24 protein-coding genes are annotated in these 26,546 nt (G+C 66.6%); 4 read left to right on the forward strand and 20 right to left on the reverse strand.

Annotated features, from left to right (window positions below):
* Positions 1–238 precede the first annotated feature (238 nt).
* A complete protein-coding gene (locus tag ACIQ1T_RS16875) occupies positions 239–1,471 on the forward strand; it encodes an NAD-dependent epimerase/dehydratase family protein (RefSeq protein WP_395945719.1) in 1,233 nt (410 codons plus the stop codon).
* A 20-nt stretch (positions 1,472–1,491) separates the two neighbouring features.
* Positions 1,492–2,385 carry an SDR family NAD(P)-dependent oxidoreductase gene (locus tag ACIQ1T_RS16880; protein WP_395945720.1) on the forward strand — a complete coding sequence of 298 codons (894 nt, stop codon included), beginning with the start codon at positions 1,492–1,494 and terminating at the stop codon, positions 2,383–2,385.
* Between the two features lie 55 nt (positions 2,386–2,440).
* Here ACIQ1T_RS16880 and ACIQ1T_RS16885 read toward each other — a convergent pair whose 3' ends face one another.
* The 7 genes from ACIQ1T_RS16885 to ACIQ1T_RS16915 all read right to left on the reverse strand — a co-directional run bounded on the left by ACIQ1T_RS16885 (position 2,441) and on the right by ACIQ1T_RS16915 (position 8,873).
* Positions 2,441–3,049, reverse strand: a complete 609-nt coding sequence (locus tag ACIQ1T_RS16885) for a DUF1134 domain-containing protein (RefSeq protein WP_395945721.1) — start codon at positions 3,047–3,049, stop codon at positions 2,441–2,443.
* A gap of 129 nt (positions 3,050–3,178) precedes the next feature.
* Entirely contained in the window at positions 3,179–3,385 is a 207-nt protein-coding gene (locus ACIQ1T_RS16890; protein WP_395945722.1) for a hypothetical protein, read from the reverse strand.
* Between the two features lie 153 nt (positions 3,386–3,538).
* Positions 3,539–5,974 carry a phenylalanine--tRNA ligase subunit beta gene (pheT, locus tag ACIQ1T_RS16895; protein WP_395945723.1) on the reverse strand — a complete coding sequence of 812 codons (2,436 nt, stop codon included), beginning with the start codon at positions 5,972–5,974 and terminating at the stop codon, positions 3,539–3,541.
* 7 nt (positions 5,975–5,981) lie between these two features.
* The gene (locus ACIQ1T_RS16900) at positions 5,982–6,380 is read right to left on the reverse strand and encodes a hypothetical protein (RefSeq protein WP_395945724.1); all 399 of its coding nucleotides are present in this window, start codon (positions 6,378–6,380) and stop codon (positions 5,982–5,984) included.
* Positions 6,377–6,775 carry a hypothetical protein gene (locus ACIQ1T_RS16905; RefSeq protein ID WP_395945725.1) on the reverse strand — a complete coding sequence of 133 codons (399 nt, stop codon included), beginning with the start codon at positions 6,773–6,775 and terminating at the stop codon, positions 6,377–6,379. The genes ACIQ1T_RS16900 and ACIQ1T_RS16905 overlap by 4 nt, the downstream gene beginning before the upstream one ends.
* A 2-nt stretch (positions 6,776–6,777) precedes the next feature.
* Positions 6,778–7,854, reverse strand: a complete 1,077-nt coding sequence (gene pheS / locus ACIQ1T_RS16910; protein WP_395945726.1) for a phenylalanine--tRNA ligase subunit alpha — start codon at positions 7,852–7,854, stop codon at positions 6,778–6,780.
* Between the two features lie 41 nt (positions 7,855–7,895).
* Complete coding sequence (locus ACIQ1T_RS16915; protein WP_395945727.1) at positions 7,896–8,873, reverse strand: polysaccharide deacetylase family protein; 978 nt, start codon at positions 8,871–8,873, stop codon at positions 7,896–7,898.
* 160 nt (positions 8,874–9,033) lie between these two features.
* Between ACIQ1T_RS16915 and ACIQ1T_RS16920 the strand changes: the two genes are divergently transcribed.
* On the forward strand, positions 9,034–10,629 hold the full coding sequence (locus tag ACIQ1T_RS16920) for an ATP-binding protein (protein ID WP_395945728.1): 1,596 nt from the start codon (positions 9,034–9,036) through the stop codon (positions 10,627–10,629).
* Between the two features lie 89 nt (positions 10,630–10,718).
* Here ACIQ1T_RS16920 and rplT read toward each other — a convergent pair whose 3' ends face one another.
* The 7 genes from rplT to ACIQ1T_RS16955 form a co-directional block, all read right to left on the reverse strand.
* A complete protein-coding gene (rplT, locus tag ACIQ1T_RS16925) occupies positions 10,719–11,072 on the reverse strand; it encodes a 50S ribosomal protein L20 (RefSeq protein ID WP_395945729.1) in 354 nt (117 codons plus the stop codon).
* A gap of 54 nt (positions 11,073–11,126) precedes the next feature.
* A complete protein-coding gene (gene rpmI, locus ACIQ1T_RS16930) occupies positions 11,127–11,324 on the reverse strand; it encodes a 50S ribosomal protein L35 (RefSeq protein ID WP_201099875.1) in 198 nt (65 codons plus the stop codon).
* A gap of 160 nt (positions 11,325–11,484) precedes the next feature.
* The gene (locus ACIQ1T_RS16935) at positions 11,485–12,798 is read right to left on the reverse strand and encodes an MFS transporter (RefSeq protein WP_395945730.1); all 1,314 of its coding nucleotides are present in this window, start codon (positions 12,796–12,798) and stop codon (positions 11,485–11,487) included.
* A gap of 27 nt (positions 12,799–12,825) precedes the next feature.
* Entirely contained in the window at positions 12,826–14,799 is a 1,974-nt protein-coding gene (locus ACIQ1T_RS16940) for an alpha/beta hydrolase family protein (protein WP_395945731.1), read from the reverse strand.
* Between the two features lie 106 nt (positions 14,800–14,905).
* Positions 14,906–16,903, reverse strand: coding sequence for an alpha/beta fold hydrolase (locus ACIQ1T_RS16945; protein ID WP_395945732.1), 1,998 nt, complete (start codon positions 16,901–16,903; stop codon positions 14,906–14,908).
* 127 nt (positions 16,904–17,030) lie between these two features.
* Positions 17,031–17,552 (reverse strand): translation initiation factor IF-3, encoded by a 522-nt coding sequence (infC, locus tag ACIQ1T_RS16950; RefSeq protein WP_026108595.1) that lies wholly within the window; start codon positions 17,550–17,552, stop codon positions 17,031–17,033.
* A 126-nt stretch (positions 17,553–17,678) separates the two neighbouring features.
* Positions 17,679–18,659 (reverse strand): glycosyltransferase family 9 protein, encoded by a 981-nt coding sequence (locus ACIQ1T_RS16955; protein ID WP_395945733.1) that lies wholly within the window; start codon positions 18,657–18,659, stop codon positions 17,679–17,681.
* Positions 18,660–18,731: 72 nt separating this feature from the next.
* Between ACIQ1T_RS16955 and ACIQ1T_RS16960 the strand changes: the two genes are divergently transcribed.
* Complete coding sequence (locus tag ACIQ1T_RS16960; protein ID WP_395945734.1) at positions 18,732–19,472, forward strand: alpha/beta fold hydrolase; 741 nt, start codon at positions 18,732–18,734, stop codon at positions 19,470–19,472.
* 44 nt (positions 19,473–19,516) lie between these two features.
* Here the strand turns inward: ACIQ1T_RS16960 and aguB are convergent, their stop codons facing one another.
* The 6 genes from aguB to ACIQ1T_RS16990 all read right to left on the reverse strand — a co-directional run.
* The gene (gene aguB, locus ACIQ1T_RS16965) at positions 19,517–20,380 is read right to left on the reverse strand and encodes an N-carbamoylputrescine amidase (RefSeq protein ID WP_395945735.1); all 864 of its coding nucleotides are present in this window, start codon (positions 20,378–20,380) and stop codon (positions 19,517–19,519) included.
* 55 nt (positions 20,381–20,435) lie between these two features.
* On the reverse strand, positions 20,436–20,816 hold the full coding sequence (locus ACIQ1T_RS16970) for a four helix bundle protein (protein WP_395945736.1): 381 nt from the start codon (positions 20,814–20,816) through the stop codon (positions 20,436–20,438).
* Positions 20,817–20,848: 32 nt separating this feature from the next.
* Complete coding sequence (locus ACIQ1T_RS16975; protein ID WP_395945737.1) at positions 20,849–21,856, reverse strand: agmatine deiminase family protein; 1,008 nt, start codon at positions 21,854–21,856, stop codon at positions 20,849–20,851.
* Positions 21,857–22,010: 154 nt separating this feature from the next.
* Positions 22,011–24,512, reverse strand: a complete 2,502-nt coding sequence (locus ACIQ1T_RS16980; protein ID WP_395945738.1) for a TonB-dependent receptor — start codon at positions 24,510–24,512, stop codon at positions 22,011–22,013.
* A gap of 162 nt (positions 24,513–24,674) precedes the next feature.
* On the reverse strand, positions 24,675–26,063 hold the full coding sequence (locus tag ACIQ1T_RS16985; protein WP_395945739.1) for a capsular biosynthesis protein: 1,389 nt from the start codon (positions 26,061–26,063) through the stop codon (positions 24,675–24,677).
* 301 nt (positions 26,064–26,364) lie between these two features.
* Positions 26,365–26,546, reverse strand: a 182-nt coding sequence (locus ACIQ1T_RS16990; protein WP_395945740.1) for an OmpA family protein, incomplete at its 5' end; no start/stop codon positions are given.

Consider the following 26,546-nt stretch of genomic DNA (forward strand, 5'->3'; position numbering starts at 1 on the left):
CGCATGGTGCGCCGGTCCTTTCGGGACCGACCGTCATGATCGGCTCAAGTCGCGAACAGCCGGGTATGCGCCCGGAAAGCTGCGTTTGAGTGGGAGACGAGGAATGACTTAGCCTGTGCGACGTCCCTTTCCAAGGGGTATTCGTCAAAGCGTCGCACCCCGTCGTTAACAGCGCCGCTTTGCCGATGGCGGTCCGCTGGGCTAGGCATGGGCTTTGAGACGACGATGAGGCTATCCCATGCGCGTACTGGTTTTGGGCGGTGACGGTTTTTGCGGCTGGCCGACGGCCCTGCATCTGTCGGCCAACGGCTGGGACGTGACCGTCGTCGACAACCTGAGCCGCCGCAACATCGACAACGAGCTGGAAGTCCAGTCCCTGACCCCGATCCGCACCATGGGCGAGCGGATCGCGGCCTGGAAGGAAATCTCGGGCCGCGAGATCGGCTTCGTCAACATGACCGTGGGCAAGGAGTTCGACCGTCTGGTCGCCCTGATCCGCGACTTGGCGCCGGACAGCGTGGTCCATTTCGCCGAACAGCGGGCCGCCCCCTATTCGATGAAGTCGGCGCGGCACAAGCTCTACACCGTCGACAACAATATCAACGCCACCAACCACCTGCTGGCCGCCATCGTCGAGAGCGGGCTGGACGTCCACCTGGCCCATCTGGGCACCATGGGGGTCTATGGCTACACCACCGCCGGCCTGCGCATCCCCGAGGGCTATCTGAAGGTCACGGTCGACACCGACCACGGCCCGACCGAACAGGAGATCCTGTTCCCGCCCAATCCGGGCAGCATCTATCACATGACCAAGACGCAGGACGCCCTGCTGTTCCAGTTCTACGCCAGGAACGACCAGTTGCGGATCACCGACCTGCACCAGGGCATCGTCTGGGGCGCCCAGACCGAAGAGACCCGGCTGGACGAGCGGCTGATCAACCGGTTCGACTATGACGGCGACTATGGCACGGTGCTGAACCGGTTCCTGATGCAGGGCGCGCTCGGCCATCCGCTGACGGTCCACGGCTCGGGCGGCCAGACGCGGGCCTTCATCCATATCCAGGACACGGTGCGCTGCGTCGAACTGGCGCTGAAGAACCCGCCGAAACGCGGCGACCGGGTCAAGATCCTGAACCAGATGACCGAGAGCCGCCGCGTCCGCGACCTGGCCCGGATGGTCGCCGACATGACCGGCGCCGAGGTCCACAACGTCCCCAATCCGCGCCAGGAGGCCGACGAGAACGAACTGGTCGTGGCCAACGACCAGTTCCGCGAGCTGGGGCTGAAGCCGATCACCCTGGCCGAGGGCCTGATGCAGGACGTGACCGAGATCGCCCGCCGCTACGCCGACCGGGCCGACCGGGCGCGCATCCCCTGCGTCTCCGCCTGGAACCCCTGCCGCGCCGAGGCGCTGAAACAGGAAGCGCGGCCGCAAGCGACCGTGCAGCCCGCCAAAGCCCTGTCCGCCTGAGTTAAGTCCCCGAGTTGACCATGCCCGACGCCGTTCCCGCCCTGAACCTGCTGGTCTTCGGCGGCGGCTATCTCGGACGGGCCGCCGCTCTGGAAGCGATCCGGCGCGGCGGCCGGGCGACCGCCACCTCGCGCGACCCCGAGCGTCGGCGCGCCCTGCAGGCCGAGGGAATCACGGCCGTCGATCCGACCGACGCCGAAGCGTTGAAGACGGCCCTGGACGCGGCGACGGCGGTGCTGGTCACGGCCGCGCCCGACGCCCACGGCTGCCCCGCCCTGCGCGCCCTCGGCCCCGTGGCGGGCGACGCCTGGCCCGACTGGATCGGCTACGCCTCCTCCACCAGCGTCTATGGCGACCGGGCCGGGGGCTGGGTGTTCGAGGACGGTCCCCTGAACGCCGCCACCCTGGAGGGCGCCCGCCGGGTGCGGGCCGAACGCGACTGGCTGGACGGGGCGCGCGGCATGGGGCTGACGGTGCAGATTTTCCGCCTGCCCGGCTTCTACGGTCCCGGCAGAAACGTGGTCGAGCGGCTGCGGAACGGCACGGCGAAACTGGTGCGCAAGCCCGGCCAGATCTTCAACCGGATCCATGTCGACGACATCGTCTCGGGCCTGTTCGCCTCGATGGCCCGGCCCCGGCCCGGCGCCGCCTATAATCTGACCGACGACGAACCGGCCCCGGCCCATGCGGTGATGGAATGGGTCGCCGATCGACTGGGCCTGCCTCGCCCGCCCGAGGTCGATCTGGACGACCCGGCGGTGACCGAGGCCATGCGGCGCTTCTATCTGGATTCCAAACGCGTCTCGAACGCCCTGGCCAAGGCGGAACTGGGCTGGCGCCCCGCCTATCCGACCTGGCGAGAAGGGCTGGCGACGATGCTGGACGCCCCGCCGCCGTTGCGCCTCGTCAGCTGACGAAACGCGGTCGCGCGCTCAAGCCGCGAGCGACCGCGTCGCGAGCATAGCGCCCTTAGAAGGGCACGATGTTCCGCTGGCGGCTGTAGCTCATGGTGCCGACATTGGCGCCCAGGCGCAGGCCGACGCCGGTGCGGATCGGGGCCAGGACGATGCCGTCCGCCTGCTGATAGTTCACGCCCAGACCGGCGACCAGATAGGCGGTGCCCTCCACGCCGGGGTAGCGGCGATAGATCATGTCGGGATGATACAGGCCATAGACCAGGGTGAAGACCCGGCTGGCGTTGCCGCCCCAGTCCCAGCCGATCGAGGCCCCCTGCCAGAAGACCTCCTGCGAGGCCGACAGGTCCTTCATATGCAGGGCGCCGCGACCGTAGCGGGCGCCGACGACGAAGGAACCTGCGCCTTCCTCACCGGCGATATAGGCGGTCGGACGATCGCCCTGGTCGGCGAAGACGCGTTCGATGGCGCCGCCCATGACCTCGGCGGCGATGCCCAGTTCGCGCGACCCGGCCGCGACCACTTCGTCGAAGGTGTAGGCCGGCGCCGTATTGTCCGAACGGATCGGATAGTTGGGATTGGCGGGCGCGGTGGCGCAGGCGCCGACGGACGAGGCGCCGGCGGCCGTGGCCAGGCCGGAAAGAATCAGTTGGCGGCGATGCATGGGTGGCGCTCCGAGGGCGGCGAGAGGACGGCCGGCTGGCTCGCCGGACTTTGCGACAGCCTCTTCGACCTTTGCGGCAGCCTTGCGGCTTCAAGGTTAACCAGAGCTTACGGACCCGCCCTTGGCGCCCTAGGTCGCCCCCGCCCCGCGCGCTTCGATCTCACGGTCGATCAGGGCGTCGATGCGGGCGTTCAACACCCCGATGCGATTGAGCAGTTCGCGCTTCAGCGCGGCATGGGCGCAGGGCGGTTCACCGAAATGATTGCCACGCCACAGGCGGTCCAGCACCCGGCCCTCCGCGCCCACGCGATCCTGATCACGCCCCTCAGTTTCCACCGCCCCCTCCAACATATCGACGATATGCCCCGGAAGATCTCTGAGATATAGCCAGCAACACTACCTAAGTGATTATCCAGATCACGCTCAGGTGGTGACGATCTGGATCCGACCGGCGGACAAATCCGCCGCTGATCGGGGCTCAAGCATCGATCAGGCCCGCAGTTTGCCGCCCTGCTTCTCGACCGCCGCCACGACCTTCTTGGTCAGGGCGTCGATTTCCGCCTCGGCGAGCGTGGCCTCGCGCGGCTGGATCACGACCTCCAGGGCCACGGACTTGAAGCCGTCGTCCACGCCCTTGCCGCGATAGACGTCGAAGACGCGGACCTCCGCGATCAGGGCCTTGTCGGCGCCGGTCGCGGCCCGGACCAGATCGCCGACCGGCTTGGCGTCCTCGACCACGAAGGCGAAGTCGCGGGTCAGGGGCATGAAGGCCGACAGGTCGGCGGAACCGCGCGCCTTGGAGCCCTTGCCGCGCGGCTCGGGCACATTGTCCAGCACGATCTCGAAGCCCAGCATCGGACCGTCGGCGTCCAGCGCCTTCAGCACGCGCGGATGCAGTTCGCCGAACTCGACCATGACGTTCTTCGGTCCCAGCTGCAGCCGGGCCGAACGGCCGGGATGCCACCAGTCGCGGTTCTGGCCCTGGGCCAGTTGCAGCGAGGCGACCGGCGCGCCGATCTCTTCCAGCAGGGCGGTCAGATCGGCCTTCAGACCGAACAGGGCGTCCTCCCCCCCCTGCGAATTGGCGCCGGCCCAGTGACGGGCGGCGTGGGGGGCGATCAGGGCGGCGATGACCGTGCGCTGATCCGCAGGCCCGTCGCCCAGATAGATGGGGCCGATCTCGAACAGGGCCGCGTCGGCGAAGCCGCGCGCGGCGTTGCGCGCCGCCGCCTGGATCAGGTTCGGCAGGGCCGAGGGCCGCATGCAGTCCAGATCGGCCGCGATCGGGTTCTCCAGCACCAGACGAGCGTCGCCGCCGCCGAACAGGGCGGCCGTCGACTGTTTGGTGAAGGACCAGGTGACGGCCTCGGCGTATCCCAGGGCGGCAAGCGCCCGGCGCGCCGTGCGGACGCGGGCCTGACGCGGGTTCAGCACCCCGCCGGCGGGACGGGCGACCTCGGGCAGGGGGGTGTCGGGCAGGCTGTCGAAGCCCTCGATCCGCGCCACCTCTTCCACCAGATCGGCCCGGCCCTCGACGTCGCGACGCCACGACGGCGGGGTCACGGTCCAGGGCTCGGCCTGATCGGCGGGGCCGGCGGTGACCAGGAAGCCCAGCTGGCCCAAGATGGTCCCGATCCGGTCGTCGGCCAGATCCATGCCGGTCAGACGCTTCACATAGGCCGGGTCGAAGGCGAAGGGCGCCGGGCTGGCCGGGGGCTCGCCGACGAAGACGATGTCGGACGGCTCGCCGCCGCACAGGTCCAGGATCAGGCGGGTGGCCAGTTCCAGACCCGGCGTGACCGAGACCGGATCCACGCCGCGCGCGAACCGGTACTGGGCGTCGGAATGAATGCCCAGGGCCCGCCCCGTCTGGGCGATGACCAGAGGGTCGAACCAGGCGCTTTCCAGGAAGACGTCGGTCGTGTCGTCGTCGCAGCCGGTCGACTCCCCGCCCATGACGCCGCCCAGGCCGATGGGGCGCTCGCCCCCGGCGTCGGCGATGACGCAGTCGGTCGCGGCCGCCGCATAGGTCTTGCCGTCCAGGGCGATCAGATGTTCGGCCTCGCCGGTTTCCGCCGAGGTCAGGCCGCCGCGCACGACGATCTCGGTCCCCGACAGCTTGGCCACGTCATAGACGTGCAGCGGGCGGGCGCGGTCATAGGCGATCAGATTGGTCACATCGACCAGACGGTTGATCGAACGCAAGCCGATGGCGGTCAGACGCTTCTGCAGCCAGGCCGGCGACGGGCCATTCCTTACGCCGCGAATGACGCGACCGGCGAAGACAGGGCACATCTCGGGCGCGTCCAGACGCACGGTGATCGGCGAGGCGAAGCCGCCGCGCACCACGGCGATGTCGAAATGCTTGAGCTTGCCGACGCTGGCGGCGGCCAGATCGCGGGCGATGCCGGCGACGCCCAGCCAGTCGGGCCGGTTCGGCGTGACCTCGAAATCGATGACCGGCTCGGCGCCGAACAGGCCGGCGACCGGCGTCCCGACCGGGATCTCGGGCGGCAGTTCCTGGATGCCGTCGCTCTCTTCGGCCAGCTCCAGCTCCGAGGCCGAGCACAACATGCCGTTGGACACCACGCCGCGCACCGGCTTCTCGACCAGGGTCACGCCCAGGCCGGGCACATAGGCGCCGATGGGGGCGTAGATGGTGGTCAGGCCCGCGCGCGCATTCGGGGCGCCGCAGACGATCTCCTTCAGCCCGTCCACGGTCTCGACCTGACAGACCTGCAGGCGGTCGGCGTTCGGATGACGCTCGGCCGACAGGATCTTGGCCACGGTGAAGGGCGCCAGCTTGGCGGCGGGATCGAGAACCTCCTCGACCTCCAGCCCGGCCATGGTCATGGCCTCGGCGATCTGATGGACGTCCGCCTCGGTCTCGAGGTGGTCCTTCAGCCAGGACAGGGTGAATTTCATGAGGGTCTCAGGCCTTGGGCGTATCGGTCAGGGTGCTAACCTGGGCGATGAATTCTTCCGGTCCGGTGAAACCGACCCCATAGAATTCACAGCCGACGAAATGACAGTCGCGCATCGGAATAGTCCCGATGGCCTTGTCGCCGACGGGGCGCAGCAGCAGGTTTTGGATCCCGCCCCGGCTGTCGCCGAAATTGGTGTCGGCGAAGGTCACGCCGGTCGAGGCGAGAATGATCGCCGGTCCCTGGAAACGACAGCCGGTGAAGGTTCTACCCTGGATAAGGCCTTCGCCTTGACGGGAGGCGGCAGCGAACAACTCATACAGTATGATGTCGACGTTCTCGAACGTCTTGGCGTTCAGATCCGACGGATCGGAAAGCGGACGATTGATCGGCAGGACGGATTTCATGCTTTCGCTCCATTCTGGCTCAAGACCGCGTGAAAATTCTTCAGGAACTCCGGCGCGCCCGTAAAGCCGACTGCATAGAATGTGCAACGCTGGAACTTGCACCCCTCGAAGACGACCGCTCCAGTGACCTTCTGCGGACCGACGGGAGACAGCAGTAGGTTGCGGATATCGCCGGAGGCGAAACCCATATCGCAAGCATCGAACTCGCAACCGCCGATCGGCAGGAGGACAGCGGGGCCTTCAAGGCGGCAATCGATGAAGGTCTTGCCTTTGATCGTGGCCTGACCGGCTCCCATGGCTTCGGCGACCAGTTGGGGCAACCAGATCTGGGCCTTGTCATAGACCGGCCCTTCGCCGATCCGCTGGAAAGATATGCTGTCCTGGGCGTTGGTCATGATCAGCTCAGCCCGCTGGCGGGATTGGGGGCCGCGAAGGCCGAGAAGCCGTAGTGCGACAGCCAGCGGGTGTCGGCGTCGAACATGGGGCGCAGATCGGGCACGCCGTATTTCAGCATGGCCAGGCGGTCCACGCCCATGCCGAAGGCGAAGCCCTGATATTCGTCCGGGTCGATGCCGCAGTTCCGCAGCACATTGGGATGCACCATCCCGCAGCCCAGGATCTCCAGCCAGTCGTCGCCGGTGTTGAACACCAGCTTCCCGCCCGAACGGTCGCAGCGGATGTCCATCTCGGCCGAGGGCTCGGTGAAGGGGAAGTGGTGCGGGCGGAACCGGGCCTGGACCTCGTCCAGCTCGAAGAAGCGGGCGATGAAGGTCTGCAGCGTCGTCTTCAGGTGGCCCATATGGATGTCGCGGTCGATCACCAGGCCTTCGATCTGGTGGAACATCGGCGTGTGGGTGGCGTCCGAATCCTTACGGAAGGTGCGGCCCGGCGCGATGATGCGGATCGGCGGCTTCTGGCTCATCATGGTGCGGACCTGCACCGGGCTGGTGTGGGTCCGCAGCACCTTGCGCTCGCCCGTCTCGGGATCGGGCTTCAGGAAGAAGGTGTCGTGCATCTCCCGCGCCGGATGTTTCGGCGGGAAGTTCAGGGCGGTGAAATTGTGGAAGTCGTCCTCGACGTCCGGACCTTCGGCGACGGCGAAGCCCATCTCGGCGAAGATGGCCACCATCTCGTCCATCACCTGCATGGTGGGGTGGACCCCGCCCTTGCGGCGCGGCCGGGCCGGCAGGGTCAGGTCGATCCGTTCCGCCTGCAGCCGGGCGTCCAGTTCGGCGGCCTCCAGCTCGGCCTTTTTCGCAGCGATGGCGGCGGACACGCGGTCGCGCAGGCCGTTGATGATCGGCCCCTGTTCGCGGCGTTCGTCGGGGCTCATCGCGCCCATGCCCTTCAGCAGGCCGGAGACGGAGCCGGACTTGCCCAGGGCGGCGACGCGCACCTCTTCGAGGGCGACGACGGTTTCCGCGCCGCCGATGGCGTTGATCAGGTCGAGTTCGAGTGTGGCGAGATCGGTCATTTGCCCCGTGCCTTAGCGGGCCGGAACCGTTTCGTCACCCTTCAAGGGGCGTTGGCGACGCCCTGAAGTTCCGACGCCGGTGCCTTGTTGGCCGCGACGATCCAGGCCGGGGGTTCCGGCTCCCAGCGGATCGGGCGCCCGTCGGTTCTGGTCCAGCGATGCAGCCACGAGATTCCGGCGGCCCGGACATAGGTGTCGGGGTGCTGATAGATCGGATCGGCCAGCGCCTCTTCCAACGGCACGAACCGATAGCCGCGGGCCAGATAGAGGGCGTGGATCTGCGGATAATAGGTCTGGTTCAGACTGTTGGCGTGCAGCAGCAGGACCTGGGCCGGTTCGCGCCCGCCCGTGATCTCGGCGCTGTAGGGTTCGAAAAAGTCCAGCACCGTCGTCATGTGCGCCACATAGGCCGCGCCGATCCGCGTCTTCAGCCCCTCGTCCCCGATCTGTTCGGCCTTGCGATAGACGTCGGCGAACATCCAGTCATTGTTGTCGATGGTGACGGGCGCGACCGTATAGGCCCGCTCGGCCAGACCGGCGGCGAGGACGTCGTGCTTCTCCTGGGTCTCGCCGGTGAACAGATAGGGGTGGCGGAACCAGTGCAGCCGTCCGCCCCGCGCCTCCAGCGCCGCCCGCGTATAGGTCGCCCCGGCGTCCAGATCGGCCAGATAGGCCTCGGCCGTGTTTCGATGGATGTTGATGTGGCTGAAGGTGTGGTTGCCCAGGTCCAGACCGCCGTCCAGCCAGACCTTCAGCACGCGCGGCAGCAGGCTCGACCGCTCCACCTCGCAGACCTTGCCCTCGTTGACGAAGGCCGTCCCTTTTGTGTCGAGCGGCTTGAGCATGGCGACGAAGTCCTCCGTCGTCTTCATCAGCCGCGTCGGATCGCACAACACCTCATCCGTCGTCTGGAAGGGCAGGTCGTCGAAGGTGACGGCGACCCGTCGGTCCTGGGCCGTCGCCGGCTGGACGAGCAGGACGGCGGCCGCCAGACCGCAGATCAGGGCGCGCAGGATCATGGGGACACAATAAAGGCGAAGCTCGGGAAAGAACAACGGCCGTCATTTTCGATCCGATAACGGATCAACTGTCGGAAACCCGCCGCGAAACATTCACGTTCGGCAAAGCAGACGTTAAATATCAACCGCTAAGCCGACCGCCGAACAGGTGGGGACCTTGATGACGCTGATCGGTGATTTTGTCGACTTGATCGCGCCCGTGGCGCCCTCGACGCCGGGCGCCGAGGTCTTCGAACGCTTCCAGACCGAACCCAACACCCTGGCCATCGCCGTCGTCGGCGAGGACGGCCGGCCGCTGGGTCTGATCGAACGCAACGCCTTCACCCTGCGGATGGCCGCCGAATTCGGCCGCGCCCTGTATGCGAAGAAGCCGGCCGAAAGCCTGATGGACCGCAATGCGCCCGTCGCCGACGCCGCCACCCGCGCCGAGGCCTTCTTCCATACCTATGACGCCGCGGAACTGGGCGCCCTGCTGGGCGGCTTCATCGTCGTATCCCAGGGACGCTATGTCGGGGTCGGCACGGCCCTGCAGGTGATCCAGGCCGGCGCCGCCCTGCACCGCCAGCGGGCCGAAGAAATGGGCGCCCTGGCCCGCGACCTGGCCTTCGCCGAGGCCGAGGCCACCGCCTCCAGCCGCGCCAAGTCCGAGTTCCTGGCGGTGATGAGCCACGAGATCCGCACGCCGCTGAACGGGGTGCTGGGCGTCGCCGCCCTGATGGAGAAGAAGCTGCAGCAGGACGAACTGCGCCCCTATGTCCGCACCATCGTCGATTCCGGCGAGAGCCTGCTGCGCCTGCTGACCGACGCCCTCGACATGTCGCGCGCCTCGGCGGGCATCCTGACCCTGGACGAGGCGCCGCTGGACCTGCCGGCCCTGGCCTTCGACATCGACGCCCTGTGGCGCGCCCGCGCCGAGGAAAAGGCGCTGGACCTGCGGATCGTCACCGACCTGTCGGCGCCCTGGGTGGTGGCCGACGGGATGCGGCTGAAACAGCTGCTGAACAATCTGATCGGCAACGCCCTGAAATTCACCCAGACCGGGGGCGTGACCGCCACGATCCGCAGCGACGCGGACGGGGCCGTGGTCTTCACTGTCGACGACAGCGGCCCCGGCATTCCGGCCGAGGCCGCCGCCACCATCTTCGACCCGTTCGACACCGGCAAGGCCGGTCGCGAGGGCGCCGGCGCCGGCCTGGGCCTGGCCATCTGCCGCCAGATCGCCGAGCGGATCGGCGGCGACATTTCGGTCGACGCCTCGCCCCAGGGCGGCGCCCGTTTCCAGGTCCGCCTGCCGCTGAAGGCCGCCCAGGCCGCCGGCCCCCAGGCCCCGATCCTGGCCGAACCGACCGCCCACGACACCCTCCATGTCCTGGTCGTCGACGACAACGCCACCAACCGTTTCGTCGCCGGCAAGCTGCTGGAGATGTTCGACTGCACCGCCGAGATGGCGACCAACGGCGAGGAGGCGGTCGCCGCCGTGCGCGAACGTCGCTTCGACCTGGTCCTGATGGACATCAAGATGCCGGTGATGGACGGGGTGGCCGCGACCCGCGCCATCCGCGCCCTGCCCGGCCCGATCGCCCGTCTGCCGATCCTGGCCCTGACCGCCAACGCCGACGAGCGCGACGAGCTGGACTATATCGCCGCCGGCATGAACGGCGTGGCCCAGAAGCCGATCCAGCCCGACGCCCTGCTGAACGCCATCCGCCTGGTCCTGGCCGAGGCGGAAGCCGCCGAGATCGCCGAAGCGGCCTGAATCCAGCCGTCTGAAAACCCGTCCCTGAAACGAAGAACGCCCGCCCCGGAGACCGGAGCGGGCGTTGATCCTTGTCGCTGCCTGAAGGCTTACGCCAGGGCGGCGCGAACCTTGTCGGCGACGGCCTTGAAGCCCACCGAGTCGGCGGCGATCGAAGCCAGAACCTTGCGGTCCAGTTCGATGCCGGCCTTGTTCAGGCCGTTGATGAACTGGCTGTAGGTGAAGCCTTCGATACGGGCGGCGGCGTTGATGCGCTGGATCCACAGGGCGCGGAAGTTGCGCTTCTTGGCGCGACGGTCGCGGTAGGCGTATTGCCCGGCGCGGTCGACGGCGGCCTTGGCCGTACGGATGGTATTCTTGCGGCGGCCGGAGAAGCCCTTGGCCTGCTCCAGAACCTTCTTGTGCTTGGCGTGCGAGGTTACGCCACGTTTAACGCGAGCCATGTCGCTATTCCTTCAAATTCTTTGGGTTGGATCAGTTCGTACAGCGCGCGCCGATCAGGCGTACGGCATGTAGGACTTGATCTTCTTGGCGTCGGCGTCGGACATGACGGCCGTGCCGCGGTTCTGGCGGATGTATTTCGAGTTGTGGCTGATCAAGCGGTGACGCTTGCCCGCAACGCCGGCCTTCACCTTGCCAGAAGCGGTGAATTTGAAGCGCTTCTTGGCGCCCGACTTCGTCTTCAGTTTCGGCATTTCAGTCTCCTTTTTGGAGGGCTACCGTCCTGCGGACTGCTTGAGCCCGAGGGGATGACCTTCCAGAGTTTAAGAACCGCCCAGGCATGCCTGTTCGCCTGGCGGTTCGGTACGCGAAGGCGCGGCTTCTACGCGAAGACGCCGACCGACGCAAGATGAGTCAGGACAAGGACTTGGCGGCCTCGGCGGCGGCGACCTGGCCGCGCCGGATCGCCCGGCCGGCGTTGATCGCCATGATCGCCGCCGGGACCGTCAGCAGGGCCCCGATCAGGAAGGGCCAGTCGTGCCCGAACCCCGAGAACAGCGCCCCCGCGAACAGCGGCCCGAAGATCCGCGCCACCGAGCTGGAGGCCATGTTCAGCCCCAGCATGGTCCCCTGCCGGTCGGGCGGCGAGGCCCGGCTGATCATGGCCGAGATGTTCGGCATGGCCAGGGACATGCCGCAGGCGCCGACCGCCATGACGATGGGAATGATCCAGCCCTGCACCACCGGGATCGTCAGGGCGCCCAGGCTGAACCGGGTCGCCGGGAACCAGGGTGCGGGGGCGGTCACCTGCAGCACCAGCGATAGGCCGAACAGCAGCATCCCCGTCGCCAGCACCCGCGACTCGCCGAACCGCCGCGCCAGCCGCCCGGCCAGGAAGCCCTGGTTCAGGGTCGAGATGACGCCGACGATCATGAAGCTAAGCCCCACCTCGCGCGCGCCCCACTGGTAACGGCTCTCGGACCACAGGCCGAAGACGCTCTCCATCGCCGAGAAGCCGGCCATATAGATCAGGGTCACGACCAGAACCCGCGACACCACCGGATTGGCCCGGGCGTCGTGCAGGCCGGACAGGAAGGCCGGTCGCGGGGCGGCGGGATCGGCCTTGGCCCGGCTCTCGCGCAGGAAGACCACCACCCCGACCGCCGCCAGGGCCGCCAGCCCCGCCGCCAAGAAGATCGGCAGCTGATAGCCGATATGGCCCAGCTGCGGCTGTGTCAGCAGTCCGCCCAGACCGGGCCCGACAATGAAGCCCAGACCGAAGGCGGCGCCGATCAGCCCCATCCGTCCCGCCCTCTGCTCCGGCGGGGTGACGTCGGCCACATAGCCCTGGACCGTCGAGATGTTCCCCGCCCCCAGGCCGGTGAACAGCCGCACGGCGATGGCCAGCCAGATGTTCGGCACGAAGGCCAGCATCAGATAGCCCAGCGCATTGGCGATCAGGGTCGCCAGCAGCACCGGCTTGCGCCCGATCCGGTCCGACAACCGCCCCCAGAAGGGTTCGGCGAAGAACTGGCCCAGCGAATAGGCCGAAAACATCAGGGTGATCTGCCAGGCCTCGGCCTGCAGGCTCTGGGCGAAGAAGGGCAGCAGCGGCACCACCAGGCCGAACCCGACCAGATTGATGAAGACCACTGCGAACAGCACCGCCAGGGCCGGGGCCTTGACCTTGGGGGGCGTGTGTGGCGGCGGAGTCTGGGACACGGTCATACCCCAGACTTAGCGCGAGCCCCTGTGTCAATCGACCGGATTGTGCGCCTCCAGGAAGCGCACCGTCTCGCGCAACATCTGCTGTCGTGTGTCGGCGCGCGACATCCAGTGATCTTCGCCTGACAGTTCGATCAGTTCGACCGGCTTGCCCGTGCGCCGCATGGCCTCGGCCATGATCCGACTCTGTTCGATCGGCACCACCGTATCGTCACGACCATGAAGCAGAAGGATTGGCGCATCCGCCTCGCCTGCCAGCCGCGCGGGAGAACGTTCGTCCAGCGCCCGGTCTCCGGTCCGTTCAGCTCCCATGAATCGGTTCCAGTAGCGCACCACCTCATTGTCTCGCATCGCGCCACGCTCGGAAACCCAGCTCACCATGCGCCGCAGGTCGGAGACGCCCGCCACCGACACGGCGCAGCGATAGACGCCCTTGTCCAACGTCGGTCCGGCCAGCGCCGCATAGCCGCCGTAACTAGCGCCGGCGATGCAGACGCGCGCGGGATCGATCACGCCCTCCGCCGCCAGCCAACGGACGCCGTCGGACAGGTCAGTCTGCATCTTGCGGCCCCATTCGCCGTAACCGGCTTCGAGGAAGCTCTCGCCATAACCGGTCGAGCCTCGGAAGTTGGCCTGGAGAACGGCATAGCCCCGAGACGCCAACGCCTGGGCCCACCAGTCGAACCCCATGGCGTCACGCGACGCCGGCCCGCCATGCGCCAACACCACGAGAGGCAGGCCAGCAGGATTTTCAACACCCGGGGGCGTGGTCAGATACCCGTGAATCGTCAGGCCATCGGCCGCCTTGTAGCTAATCGGCCGCATCGGCCCGACCTGGTCCGGCGTGATTGCTGGATAGGCCTCGCCGACGATATCGGCCCGGCGCCGGTCGAAGTTGACGTAGTGATAGACGCCGGAATCGCCGTTCCCTTCGGTAAAGATGACGATCCCCTTCATGTCGGCCGTCCACGAAGTCAGCCTTGGGGAACGCCCGGCGAAGGCGCGTTCGATCTGGGCCCAGCGCGCTTTCGCACCCTCGTCCAGAAACTCGTATTTCACGCCCTCGTCCGTCATGCGGCCTGCGCCGAGCAACAGGCGCGTGCGCGGATGGTGGACCAGAAAATCGACGCGTTCGACGAAGGGAAGCCGACGCCATTCCCCGCTGTCGATATCGACCTCGAACAGGGTGTCGGACTGCGCCTGCCCGTCTGCAGTGACCAGATCGGGACGGAGCGCGCTGACGATGATCGTGCGCTCGCCTCGCCCCATGCCCATCAGGGCGGGAAGGTCGACGGGTGCATCCACGAACCACGCCCCTCTGAACATTCGCCCGGAACTGGGCAGATGCAGACTCCATCGGCGGGACGGACCGTCGTATTGCGACCGCGCGATCGCCGCGCCCTGCGCGTTGAGCACCAGATCCTCGACGTTGACATTGGCCTCGAGTGCAACCTGCCCCCGACCATTCGTCGGATCGATCCGAAACAGATTGAGACGCCGGTAAACGTCCGGCGCAAAGCCACGCACGAAGATGGCCGGTCCATCCGCCGTCTCCCTTACCTGCGCCGGACCGATCAGGATCGGCAGGACACCCGGCGTCCGATCAAAGACCGGGATCAGTTTGCGCGATCCGATTTCATAGATACGGCCGAAATAGAGCTCTGACCGAGGCGCGCCCAGAAGAGGAATCGCCTGGGTCGAAGAGATCGTCGCGACGATCCGATCCTCGCCCACCCATTCGACTTCGCGGACCTTGGTCTCCCCTGCCCCCACTCCCCCCAGGATGGCGCCGGTCGACAGATCGGTCACCAGCATGGCGCGTCTTTCGCCCTCGACGCTGACTGACACGAGCCGCTCTCCGCTGGGAGAAATCTCAACGAACTCGAGGGCCGGCAAAGCGCCATAGGCGTCAAGCGGCGGCGGGTCGGTCCGCGCCTCGGTCGAAAGAGGCGTGAGGCCCCATATTCCCACGCTGGCCGCAAAGGCCATAACGGTGAGTGTCACATACCGCATTTTCATTCCCCCGAGGCGGACGACGCCCGACCTCCCCGCCTTCATCTGAGTCAACACCAAAGCCGCATGCCGAACCTACACATGAAAACGCTCGACTTTAATCGACCGGATTATGCGACTCCAGGAAGCGCACCGTCTCGGCCAGCATCCTCTGGCGCGTCTCGGCGCGCGACATCCAGTGATCCTCGCCCGGCAGTTCGATCAGTTCGACCGGCTTGCCCGCGCGCCGCATGGCCTCGGCCATGATCCGGCTCTGGTCGATGGGCACCACCGTATCGTCCTTGCCGTGGATCAGCAGCAGGGGCGCGTCCACTGTCGCGGCCAGACGCGCGGGCGACAGATCGTCCAGCGCCCGGTCGTTGAACCGCGCCGCCCCCATGAATCGGTTCCAGTATCGGACGGTCTGGTTGTCGCGCCCGCCCTCCTGCCGGGCTTCCCAGGCGACCATGCGGCGCAGATCGGACACCCCGCTGACCGCGACACCGCAGCGATAGACGCCCTTGTCCAGCGTCAGTCCGGCCATGGCGGCGTATCCGCCGTAGCTGGCGCCGATGATACAGACCCGATCCGGATCGATCGTCCCCTGCTCAGCCAACCAGCGAACGCCGTCGGACAGATCGGTCTGCATCTTGCGCCCCCATTCGCCGTACCCGGCCTCGATGAAGTCGCGCCCGTAGCCGGTCGAGCCGCGGAAGTTGGCCTGCAGCACCGCATAGCCGCGCGAGGCCAGGGCCTGGGCCCAATAGTCGAAACCGGCCGCGTCGCGCGCTTCCGGCCCGCCATGCGCCAGAACCGCCAGAGGCAGCTTCTCGGGCGCCTCGACGCCCGGCGGCAACGTCAGATAGCCCGAAATTTCCAGCCCATCCGCCGCCTTGTACTGGACGAGGCTCTGGGCGCCGACCTTCTCGGCCGGAATTGCCGGATAGGCGACCGCCAGCACGTCGGCGACGCCCCGGTCGAAGTCGACCAACTGATACAGGCCGGATTCCCCCGTATCGATATAGACCAGCACCTTGCTCAGATCGTCACTCCACGACGTCATGACCGGCGCCTTGCCCGGGAAGGCCCGCTCGATCGAGCGCCACCGACGCGAAGCGGTCGGCTCGATGAACTCATAGCGGGTTCCATCGTCCTCCACGCGCTGGCCGCCGATCAACAGCCGGCTCACCGGGTGGTGAACCAGATAGTTGGGGTGGTGCTCGAACGGCAGGCGGCTCCACTCCCCGGTGTCGACATCGACCTCGAACAGCACGGACGGCGTCTCGGACTCCGGGTCTTCGGGCGCCAGATCGGGGCGATAGGCGCTGACCACGACAGTGCGCGGCGTCCGGCCCATGCCGACAAAGCTCGGCGGATCGACCGGGGCCACGATAGACCAGGCCTCGCGGAAACCTCGGCCGCGCGGCAGCATCAGCGACCAGCGGCCGCTGCGCTCGACATAGCGCGCCAGGGCGATGACCTCGCCCTCAGCGTTCAGCACATAGTCGTCCGTCTCGCGGGTCATCGACTCGACCGACCGGCCCCGCCCGGTATTCAGGTCGATACGGTGCAGGTCGATCTGGCCGCTGTTGACGTCGACCCCGCGCACGAAGAGGGCGTCGCCCTGGGGCGTCCGACGAACCAGGGCCCCGCCATAGAGGACGGCCAGAACATCGGGGGTCTTCTCCAGCACCTGGACGAATTTCTTGGTCTCAAGGTTCAGCACCAGACCGAAGTACAGCTCCGACCGCGGCACGCCGAAGGCGGGAATCCCCCGTGTCTGGGACGAGACGACCAACACCCGCCCCTCGCCGATCCAGCGCAGGTCTCGCACCTTGGCGTCCCCCACGATGGCTGCGAACAGGTGCTCGCCCGTCGTCATCCGCGTCACGGCAAGGGCCCGTTCCTCGCCCACGACGGTGATCCGGGCGATCAGGTCGCCACTGGGCGACAACTCCATCAGTTCGACGGCCGGCGAGGCGCCATAGGCCGCGAGCGGCGGAGGTCCCTGCTCCTGCTCCTGCTCCCGGGCTTGAACACCCTCGACCGCAACGCCGCACAGGATGGCGACACTCAGGGCGACCGGAAACAGACCCGGCAGACGGATTTTTAACATGAACTTCCCCAACCTTGCGGCAAAGCTCAACCAGAAGACGCAGGGCCGCGCAAGCGCCGGATGCGCAAACGAAAAACGCCCCGGTCGTTTCCGACCGGGGCGTCCCGTATTCAGCGATGGATCGCGATCAGCGCGGGGCCAGGATCATGATCATCTGGCGGCCTTCCATCTTGGGCGCGAACTCGACCTTGGCGATTTCGTCGAAATCGGCCTGGACCTTGTTCAGCAGCTTCATGCCCAGTTCGGGGTGCGCCATTTCACGACCGCGGAAGCGCAGGGTGACCTTCACCTTGTCGCCCTCGTCGAAGAAGCGGTGCATGGCCTTGGCCTTCACCTCGTAGTCGTGGGTGTCGATGTTCGGGCGGAGCTTGATTTCCTTGAGCTCGACGACCTTCTGGCGCTTGCGCTGTTCGGCCTTCTTCTTCTGTTCCTGGAAACGGTGCTTGCCGTAATCGAGGATCTTGGCCACCGGCGGCTCGGAGGTGGAGACGATCTCGACCAGGTCCATCCCGGCTTCCTCGGCGGCTTCCAGAGCGGCGGAGGTGGGCATGACGCCCTGTTTCTCACCGTTCTGGTCGATGAGCAGAACGCGAGGGGCGCGGATATCCTGGTTCATACGCGGCCCGTCTTTCACGGGTGGCGCTTGCATGGGACGGCGAATGGGCGTCGTTTCCTTATGTGGTCAAAAGTCGGCGTGTGTCTTGATGAGCGAATGCGCGCGGCCGTGGCCACGTTCCCCTCAAGGCCGCCAATATGCGCCCGGAAGCCCGGTTTTTCAAGGCTTCGCGGCCGAGGCCTCGCCGATATAGGCGTCGTGCAGGGCCAGGACCGCCGCGAAGACGTGATCCACGCTCAGGTCCTCGATGGGCGCGAACGCGCCGCGCGTCTCGTTGGAGGCCGCCGTGCGCGTCTTCGGACCCCAGGGTCCGTACAGCCACCATTCGGTCGGACCGAACAGACCCAGGGTCGGCCGGCCCAGGGCGGCCGAGACATGCATCAGGCCGGAATCATTGCCGACGAACAGGTCGGCCCGGTCGATGGCGGCGGCCGAGGCCAGGATGTCGCCCTTGCCCACGAAGTCGATCCCTCGCGGCCCGGCGGCCTCCAGCGCAGGCGTCGCCGGCGGCCGGTCGCCCGGCCCGCCCACGGGCATGAAGCGCCAGCCGTCGAACCGGGGCTCGGCCTTCAGCTTCTCGACCAGGGCGCCCCAGCGGTCGGCGGGCCAGCTCTTGCCCGGCTGGTGGGCGATGGGCGCCAGGGCGATGATCAGACCGGGACCGGCCCCGCCCGCCAGCTGCGGATCGATGACGGCGGCGGCCTCGCCCCTCGCCTGGTCGTCCAGGAAGATCTCGGGATCCAGCGGCGTCGGCGACCCCATCAGGCGCGACACCATCTCGACCTTGCGCAGGCCGGTCTCCCACGAGCGGTTATAGACCACCCGCCGCCTGGCCGGGATCAGATAGGACAGGGCCGAGCCCCGGATGTCGATGACCAGATCCCAGCGGGTCGAACGCGTCTGCTTCCACAGATCGACCCAGTGTCCGGCCATCTTCTTCTTGTCGAGCACTATGGTCCGCACCACGCCCGGAGCCTTGCGGAAGAAGGGCGCGGGCGGGCGGCCGCAGGCCACGGTGATCTGCGCCCCCGGAACCTGACGCGCGATCTCGCGGATCACGCCCGACGAGATGACGCAGTCGCCGATGCGGTTGGAGGTGACGAACAGGACCTGCGGTCCTGACTTGGGGGGTGCGGACATTCTCCTCTAGTTCCGCCATCGCGCCTCGCGGTCAAGGGTGACGGCAGCGGAAAGTCCGGGCAGAACGGGACCATGACCGACATCCAGCACCTGCCCCGCCCCGACGGCGAAACCCTGGCCTTTCGCCGCGTCGAGGGCGACGGCCCGACCGTCGTCTGGGTCGGCGGCTTCCGCTCCGACATGGAGGGGACCAAGGCCCTGGCGCTTGAGGCGGCGGCGCTGGAACGCGGCTGGACCTATGTCCGCTACGACCACTTCGCCCACGGACAATCCTCCGGCGACTGGCGCCAGGCCACGATCGGCCGCTGGCGCGAGGACGCGGTCGCCCTGATCGACAGCCTGTCCGGCCCGGTCATTCCGGTCGGCTCGTCGATGGGCGGCTGGGTTTCCCTGCTGGCGACCCTGGCGCGGCCGGAGCGGATCAAGGGCCTGGTCCTGGTCAATCCGGCCCAGGACTTCACCGAACGCCTGATGTGGCCCGGCCTCGCCGACCACGAACGTCAGGCCATCCTGCGCGAGGGCGAGACCCTGATCGTCGAGGAAGGTCTGGGCGAATATGTCCTGACCCGCCGGATGTTCGAGGAGGCGCGCGACTGGCTGCTGCTGGACGGCGTCATCGCCATGGGCGCCCCGGTCCATATTCTTCAGGGCCGGGCCGACGACGTCGTGCCCTGGCGTCACCAGATCGAGCTGGTCGAGCGGCTGCAGGGCGGGGACGTGCGTCTGGACCTGATCGACGGCGGCGACCACCGCCTGTCCTCCCCCGCCGACCTCGACCGACTGATCGAGGCGGTCGCGGCGATGCGGGCCTAAACTCTTCCGCTCGTCCCCGCTTTCGCGGGGATGAGCGGATTTTCTCAGGCCTTGCCCGTCAGCGCCCCATACAGATCCGTCCGCCGATCGCGGAAGAAGCCCCAGGCGGCGCGGTACTTGTCCAGCTCGTCCAGATCGAAGCTGTGCACCAGCACCCCCTCCTCCTCGGCGCCCAGGCTCTGGACCAGTTCGCCCTGCTGGTCGGCGATGAAGGAATGGCCATAGAAGGTCTGGCCCGTCTCGGTCACCGTCTCGTGGCCGATCCGGTTGGCGCCGACGACCGGCACGGCGTTGGACACGGCGTGGCCCTGCATGGCGCGCCGCCACGGCTGGGCCGTATGCAGGCTGGAGTCATGCGGCTCGGTGCCGATGGCGGTCGGATACATCAGGACGTCGGCGCCCTGCAGCATCATCGCCCGGGCGCATTCCGGGAACCACTGGTCCCAGCAGATGCCCACCCCGACCTTGCCGAACCGGGTGTTCCAGACCTTGAAGCCCGTGTCGCCCGGCCGGAAATAATACTTCTCCTGATAGCCGGGACCGTCGGGAATATGGCTCTTGCGATAGATCCCCAAGGCCTCGCCGTCCGCGTCCAGCATGACCAGCGAGTTGTAATATTGCGGCCCGTCCTTCTCGAAGATCGAGACCGGAATGGCCACGCCCAGTTCCTTCGCCACCGGCGACAGGGCCGTGACGCACGGATGGGTGCGCCATTCATAGGCGTGGCTGAACCAGTGTTCCTCCTGCGAGACGCAGAAATACGGCCCCTGGAACAGTTCCGACGGCAGGATCACCTGCGCGCCCTGCGACGCCGCCTCGCGGATGAAGCCAACGGTCTTGTCGATATTGGCCTGCAGATCCTCGCCATAGGCGGTCTGGATGCCGGCGACGGTGATGCTGCGGGTCATGAGGCGTCCTGTGGAACTGAAGTGCTGGTGACAGTGCTAGTGAGCAGATTTGGCGTCATGATAATGACCGCTTGCGCTCCAGAGATTGGATCAGGCCGGAGATCATGCGGCCCAGCTCGAGAATGTCCTGCATCAACGCGTGACAAACTTCCTCGCCGATATAGTCCAGTCTCCGCGCCAGAATGACGAGCGTTTCAACTTCGGCCAGAGACCCGCGCGCAATGCCGACGAACTGGATGAACTCGCCCGTGGTTTTCCGCCCCGCGCCTTCTGCGATATTGGCCGCGACGGAAACAGCCGCTCGCCTTACCTGGCTCGTCAGCCCATAGAGTTCATGCTTCGGCCAGCGCTCTGACAGCCGATACAGGCTCTCCGTCAGATCAAGCGCGATCTGCCAGACCTTGAGATCCCGATGGCTTTGAACCGGAATGTTCATATCCAGCTCACTAGCACTAACACTGCTCACCCTTAAGCAGGCTCCTGCTGGGAGATGCAGTGGAACGAGCCGCCGCCGCTCAGGATGGCGTTGGACGGCAGCGGGATGATCTCGCGATCCGGGAACGCGGTCTTCAGCGCTTCACAGGCGAAACGCGCGGCCTCGTCGTCGCCATAGGTCGGCACGACCACGGCGCCGTTGGCGATCAGGAAATTCATGTGGCTGGCCGGGATCGGCCGTTCGTCCTCGTCCAGCACCAGGCCCGGCGACGGGATCCTCAGCACACGGATCTTGCGACCGGCCGCGTCGGTCATCGCCGACAGATCGCGAGCCACGGCGTCATAGACCTCGGTGTTCGGGTCGTTCCTGCCCCAGGCGATCGGGCAGGCGACCACGCCCGGCGCGACGAAACGCGCCAGATTGTCGACATGGCCGTCCGTGTGATCGTTCAGCAGGCCGTCGCCCAGCCACAGCACTTGCTTGGCGCCGACGGCCTTTTCCAGTTCGACGGTCGCGACCGCCTCGTCCTGGTTCCAGGCCGGGTTGCGGTTCGGGTTCAGCAGGCACTGGCGCGTGGTCAGGACCGTGCCCTCCCCGTCATGATCCAGCGAGCCGCCCTCCATGATGAATTCGTTCCAGGTCAGGGTGGCGCCCGAATGCTCGCCGATCTGGTCCGCCACCGTCTCGTCGCCCGGCATCACATATTTGCCGCCCCAGCCGTTGAACCGGAAGGCCGCCGCCGTCTTCGAGCCCTGCCAGAACAGGGGGCCGGTGTCGCGCAGCCAGACGTCGCCGAACACGCCCGGCACCACCTCGACATTGTCGACCCCGGCGAGACGCGCGCGCACGCCCTCGGCCAGTTCCGGCGCCCCGACCATCAGCTTGACCTGTTCCTGGCCCGGCCCGGCCAGGGCCCGCACCAGGGCCTCGACCTCGTCCTGAGCCTGTTCCAGCGCCTCGAGCCAATAGTCGGCATGGCTGGGCCAGCCCACCCACATGGCGCGGTGCGGAGCCCATTCGGCGGGAAGGGGAGCGGTCATCGGCTAACGGGTCCAGTCTTTAAGTCTCGAGGTCGAAACGCGAGCCGCGCCATATGGCCCCAACCGCCCCCGACTTCAACGGCAGGGTTCGCCGCATAGAAAAAGGGCGGCCCGCGAACGGACCGCCCTTCGTCTTTTCAGCCTTGGCTAAGCCTTAGAAGGCGTAGCGCAGGGTCGCCATGACCGTCCGCGGCGCACCGACGCCGGCGAAGGCAGGGCTGCTGTAGCCCGGCTGGCCCGGCGTGGTGGTCGTGCGGGTGCCCAGGTTCACATAATAGTCTTCGTCGAAGACGTTCATTACGTTGAACTGCAGGTAGGTGCCTTCAAATCCGAGAGCCGTGAAGTCGAAGCGGGCGTCCAGATCGACGACGGTGTAGGCGTCGACCTTCTGGTCGTTGACGTCGGTGATCCAGCGTTCGCCGACGTACTTGCCTTGGATGCCGGCCGAGAAGACGTCATTGAACTCATACGAGGCGCGCAGACCGAAGCTTTCGTTCGGCGTCTCGACCAGTTCCTTGCCCTTGGTGGCCGCGACCAGGCCGGCGGCGTTCAGGACGTAATTGTCCTGAAGTTCGCTGTCGAGGAACGAGGCCGAGGCGTAGAGGCTCAGGCTTTCGATCGGCTCCCAGCCCACCGAGGCGTCGAAACCGATGGTTTCCACGGCGCCGACGTTGCGGTCGACGAAGGTGCCCAACTCTTCGTCATAGGTGTTGACGATGCGGTTGTTGAACTTGTTCTGGTAGGCGGCGGCCTGAACGATCAGACCCGGAGCGTTGTAGCGGTAGCCGACTTCCAGGTTCTTGCTGGTTTCCGGCTGAACGGTCGGATTGGTGATTTCACCACCGACCAGACGAACCGTGTAGAGGCTGTCCGTACGCGGAGCCGAGAGGCTTTCGGCATACGAACCATAGACCGAGTGGCCTTCACCGAAGCGGTAGGTGGCGCCGACGTTCGGCAGGACGTCGTCGTACTTCTTGGTGGCTTCGTACGGACGGATATACTGCGTGGTGCTTCCTGCGAAAGTGACCAGACCGGCGTTGGCGCCCGTGCTGTCGACCGGCACCTGCGAGGTGCAGAGCACGTTCGACGAGGAGTTCTGCGTGTAGCAGTTCTGGTTCAGTTCACGCTTGAAGAACGGCGCGCGGACACCGACGTTGATGGTCAGGGCGTCGTTCAGGAAGTTGCCCCGATACTCGGCCGAGAACTGGTTCAGCATGGCGTAGGACAGGCGGTCGCGGTTTTGCAGGGCGAAGCCGTCCAGATTGTAGATCTGGTGTTCCTTGTCGTCACGGCCGCCGAACTCGTCGAAGTAGCGCGGAGCAGTCGGGTTCGAGAAGTCGATCAGGGCGTAGTCGCCGGTCTGGCGGTGACGACCCCAGTCGAAGGCGTAGGCGGCGCGAAGCTGATGGTCGTCGTTCAGGTTCCAGATCAGCGAGCTGTTGACGCCGTAGCGGTGCGTGTTGGTGTTCGACGGGTTCATGACGCGAACGCTGTCGAGCACGTCGCCGTCGCCGTTCAGATCGACGCCGCCGGTGGCGGAGGTGCCGCGCAGCAGAGCCGAGTTTTCGGCCAACACAGTGTTCTGAGTGCCGCCGTTGGCCAGCGTGTACTGGAACGAGGGATCGAAGGTGAAGATCAGGTTGTCGGCCAGATGGAAGCGCGAGTTCAGACGCACGTTGCCCGTGTTCGACGGGTTGATGCGCAGGCCGTAGTAGTTGTTGTTCGACGACGGATCGACGTCAGCGACGCCCGCACGCACCGGCACAGCCGTGTAGGTGGTCGTGAAGTCGGTGTTGTAGCCTTGGCTGACGCTCGGGATCGTGCCCGCGACGTCGGTGAAACCGGTCGCCGTCGCGAGGTTCGGGCCGAGGTACGAGTTATTGCGGTTTTCGTTGTAGTGACCCGACAAGGCGACGAAGTCGCCGTTGTCGCCGATCGGCTGATAGATGCGGAAGTTGTACTGCTTCTTCTCCAGCTCGCCTTCACCCTTGAACTTGTCATACTTGGTGTAGGAGGCGGCGAACCAGGCCGAGGTGCCCCACGGACCGACTTCGCCCGTGTCGACCAGACCGATGATGCGGCGGTTGTTGAACGTGCCGCCAGAGGCCTGCAGCCAGCCACCGAAGTCGGCGGCGGGGCGGCGCGTCGTATAGTTGATGGTGCCGCCGGTCGCCGAGGCCGTCGGGCTGTCGACGTCGGTGGTGCCGGTGTTGACCGAGGCGCGCTCGATCAGTTCCGAGTCCAACTGCTGGTTGGTGTAGGCCGAATAGTTGCCGGTGTCATTCAGCGGAATACCGTCGAAGGTCACCGAAACGCGGCTGCCGTCGAAGCCGCGCAGACGGATGTTTCCGCCCGAGTTGCCGTAGGGGTCAGCATTGGTGAAGTTCAGGCCGGGCGTCAGGTTCAGCGACTGCAGGATGGTCTGACCCGGAGCCTGGGTCGAGATGAACTCCTGGGTGATCGACGAGCGCGTCTTCGATACGGTTTCGGCGATGATCGAGCCGTCCGTGGTGCGGGGACCGCGGGCGCCGGTGACGACGACTTCCTGGACCTCAGTGGCTTCCGTACCCGTCGACTGGGCGGCGGCGGCGCCGGCGCCGGCCAGCGTGCCGACGATGGCGGTGGTCGCCCAGAAGAGGCGCTTGCGATTGAACATTAAATCTATCCCCGGATTGGAAGGCCGGTCATGGCCCAAAAGGCGACAGGCAGCGTCGCCCGTCGAAATCTGGCCCCATCTACGTCGGGTCTTACAATGTCGGACGACAGTTATGTGACAACACGATGACAGCGCCGCCAGGTGGCGCAAACGCAACACTGCCTAATTCGGCGCCCTGGGCGTCACGAGAACCCGCTCGAACATGTCCGCAACGCCATGTGTCGTGCGTTCGATCGCCCTGGGTTCATGAAAATTGCCGTTGACCTGGCTCCGCGCCAGCACATGGGCGCGGAAGCGTGCGAACAGGGCGGCGTCCGGCGCCTGGGGCGCTGACCAGAAGCCGCCCAGATTTTGCTGGTCGGTCAGGCCGTCGAAGTCGAAGAAGGCTTCGCCCAGCACCTTGACCGGGGTCTGGAAGCCCAAGGCCGAAAGGGCCGCGCTGGAATTGTTCACCACCATCCCACGCGAAGCGCGACACAGCTGAGCCAGATTGCCGCCGTCGATGAAGTCGACCCGTCCCTGCAATCCGCGCTCGATCACCAGCCGCCGCGTCACCGCCGGCAGATTGACCAGGCCCGGGTCCAGAGGGTGATTCTTGACGACCAGCCGCGCCGCCTTGGGCGCATGGGCGGCGAAACTGGTCAGCACCTCCGCCAGGAAGGCGGTATTGTCCGCATAGCGCGAATAGCGAAGCAGTTGCGCGTCGCCCTCGCGCTGAAGACAGGCGATGAAGAAGTCTCCGCGGGCGGCGATGACATCGGCGTCATTCTCGGACACCGGTCGAAACGCCAGACCCAGATAGCGACGGACATGGCCCAGACACTGGCTGAGCGGCGAGGCCGTATAATGATTGGCGTAACCGGGGAAGAAGCCGCCCCCCAGGGCCTGCGCCAGATGATAGGCGCTGATGTTCACCACATGATGCGGCAGTATGCGGCCGACCGGAACCGGTTCGGCAAGGTTCGGCGCGGGGGCTGAATACCCCTCCCTGAAACGCGGCAGGCCGCTGGAGGCGTTGACCCCGTTCAGCTCCACGGTGATCCAGTCCGGGCGGAAATAGCCGTTCTCCAAGACCCAGACACGCGCGGACAGATCGTCCACTGCGGAAAGCACGGCCCGGTTGTACCCGCCCCCTTCGCCGAACAACATGAGATCCGTGAAGTCGGCCGCCACATCCGTCAGACTCTGGGCCCATTCGATGGCGTCGCCCTTAAAGACCAGGCCCCCGGCGCGACGCCAGTTCATGGCGTCGCCGGCGTTGAAGATCATTCGTCGAACCGTCGCGCCACGCGCTTCGAGCGTCCGCGCCAACGCCGCGCCGAAGGGTCCGAACGGCGCAGAAACGATCAGGAAACGCCGCCCTGACAGGCTTTCGCCCGGGCGGGCGGACGAAACCGGAAAGAACGACACCTTGCCGCCGGTCGTCTGCGCCTCGGCCTGGGCGCGAAGACGCAATTGGGCGCTGGACGCCGTCAAGGCTTCGGATCTCAGCCGGTAACGGCGACGGCGACGGCCCGAAACCGGGCGACTGGGCTGACGAAGGTCAACCATTCAGAAGCCTCCACGCCACGCGAACCTGGCCTGGAGACCACCCGAAGAGTCTTCACCGACACAATCGGGACGTTTGGTGCGAGAGGCGATCATCTGAGGATATGTTGCGTGCCGGGCGCACTCGATCAACCGAAATCGCACATCACGCCGAAGGATTTTGGCCACGCCGACGACGCAGCCACACATTGCAAGGCCGTCGCCCCCTGAGAGGAGCGACGGCCCGGCTGTTTCTTGATCGACCACTTCATCCGACCTCAGGGGTCGCCGGCTCGACAGGCGAGTCGACGACCTCCGACATGTCTTAGAAGTTGATGTCGATGGTGGCGCGACGGTTGAGCGGCTCGCGCACGCCGTCAGCCGTGGCCTTGGCCAGAGCGGTTTCACCCTTGCCGTCGAGGGCGATCACGCCGCCGTTGACGCCTTGGGCGACCAGGGCGTCCGCGACGGTGCGCGAACGACGGTTCGACAGGCCGACGTTGTAGG

The organism is Brevundimonas sp., from assembly GCF_044336875.1.
In the GTDB taxonomy this organism is placed as follows: domain Bacteria; phylum Pseudomonadota; class Alphaproteobacteria; order Caulobacterales; family Caulobacteraceae; genus Brevundimonas.

What these genes read in the sequence shown, in the direction of transcription:
- ACIQ1T_RS16875 (WP_395945719.1), top strand. Translation starts at nt 239, where the DNA reads ATGCGCGTACTGGTTTTGGGCGGTGACGGTTTTTGCGGCTGGCCGACG.
- ACIQ1T_RS16880 (WP_395945720.1), top strand. Translation starts at nt 1,492, where the DNA reads ATGCCCGACGCCGTTCCCGCCCTGAACCTGCTGGTCTTCGGCGGCGGC.
- ACIQ1T_RS16885 (WP_395945721.1), bottom strand. Translation starts at nt 3,049, where the DNA reads ATGCATCGCCGCCAACTGATTCTTTCCGGCCTGGCCACGGCCGCCGGC.
- pheT (WP_395945723.1), bottom strand. Translation starts at nt 5,974, where the DNA reads ATGAAATTCACCCTGTCCTGGCTGAAGGACCACCTCGAGACCGAGGCG.
- ACIQ1T_RS16900 (WP_395945724.1), bottom strand. Translation starts at nt 6,380, where the DNA reads ATGAAATCCGTCCTGCCGATCAATCGTCCGCTTTCCGATCCGTCGGAT.
- ACIQ1T_RS16905 (WP_395945725.1), bottom strand. Translation starts at nt 6,775, where the DNA reads ATGACCAACGCCCAGGACAGCATATCTTTCCAGCGGATCGGCGAAGGG.
- pheS (WP_395945726.1), bottom strand. Translation starts at nt 7,854, where the DNA reads ATGACCGATCTCGCCACACTCGAACTCGACCTGATCAACGCCATCGGC.
- ACIQ1T_RS16915 (WP_395945727.1), bottom strand. Translation starts at nt 8,873, where the DNA reads ATGATCCTGCGCGCCCTGATCTGCGGTCTGGCGGCCGCCGTCCTGCTC.
- ACIQ1T_RS16920 (WP_395945728.1), top strand. Translation starts at nt 9,034, where the DNA reads ATGACGCTGATCGGTGATTTTGTCGACTTGATCGCGCCCGTGGCGCCC.
- rplT (WP_395945729.1), bottom strand. Translation starts at nt 11,072, where the DNA reads ATGGCTCGCGTTAAACGTGGCGTAACCTCGCACGCCAAGCACAAGAAG.
- rpmI (WP_201099875.1), bottom strand. Translation starts at nt 11,324, where the DNA reads ATGCCGAAACTGAAGACGAAGTCGGGCGCCAAGAAGCGCTTCAAATTC.
- ACIQ1T_RS16935 (WP_395945730.1), bottom strand. Translation starts at nt 12,798, where the DNA reads ATGACCGTGTCCCAGACTCCGCCGCCACACACGCCCCCCAAGGTCAAG.
- ACIQ1T_RS16945 (WP_395945732.1), bottom strand. Translation starts at nt 16,903, where the DNA reads ATGTTAAAAATCCGTCTGCCGGGTCTGTTTCCGGTCGCCCTGAGTGTC.
- infC (WP_026108595.1), bottom strand. Translation starts at nt 17,552, where the DNA reads ATGCAAGCGCCACCCGTGAAAGACGGGCCGCGTATGAACCAGGATATC.
- ACIQ1T_RS16955 (WP_395945733.1), bottom strand. Translation starts at nt 18,659, where the DNA reads ATGTCCGCACCCCCCAAGTCAGGACCGCAGGTCCTGTTCGTCACCTCC.
- ACIQ1T_RS16960 (WP_395945734.1), top strand. Translation starts at nt 18,732, where the DNA reads ATGACCGACATCCAGCACCTGCCCCGCCCCGACGGCGAAACCCTGGCC.
- aguB (WP_395945735.1), bottom strand. Translation starts at nt 20,380, where the DNA reads ATGACCCGCAGCATCACCGTCGCCGGCATCCAGACCGCCTATGGCGAG.
- ACIQ1T_RS16970 (WP_395945736.1), bottom strand. Translation starts at nt 20,816, where the DNA reads ATGAACATTCCGGTTCAAAGCCATCGGGATCTCAAGGTCTGGCAGATC.
- ACIQ1T_RS16975 (WP_395945737.1), bottom strand. Translation starts at nt 21,856, where the DNA reads ATGACCGCTCCCCTTCCCGCCGAATGGGCTCCGCACCGCGCCATGTGG.
- ACIQ1T_RS16980 (WP_395945738.1), bottom strand. Translation starts at nt 24,512, where the DNA reads ATGTTCAATCGCAAGCGCCTCTTCTGGGCGACCACCGCCATCGTCGGC.
- ACIQ1T_RS16985 (WP_395945739.1), bottom strand. Translation starts at nt 26,063, where the DNA reads ATGGTTGACCTTCGTCAGCCCAGTCGCCCGGTTTCGGGCCGTCGCCGT.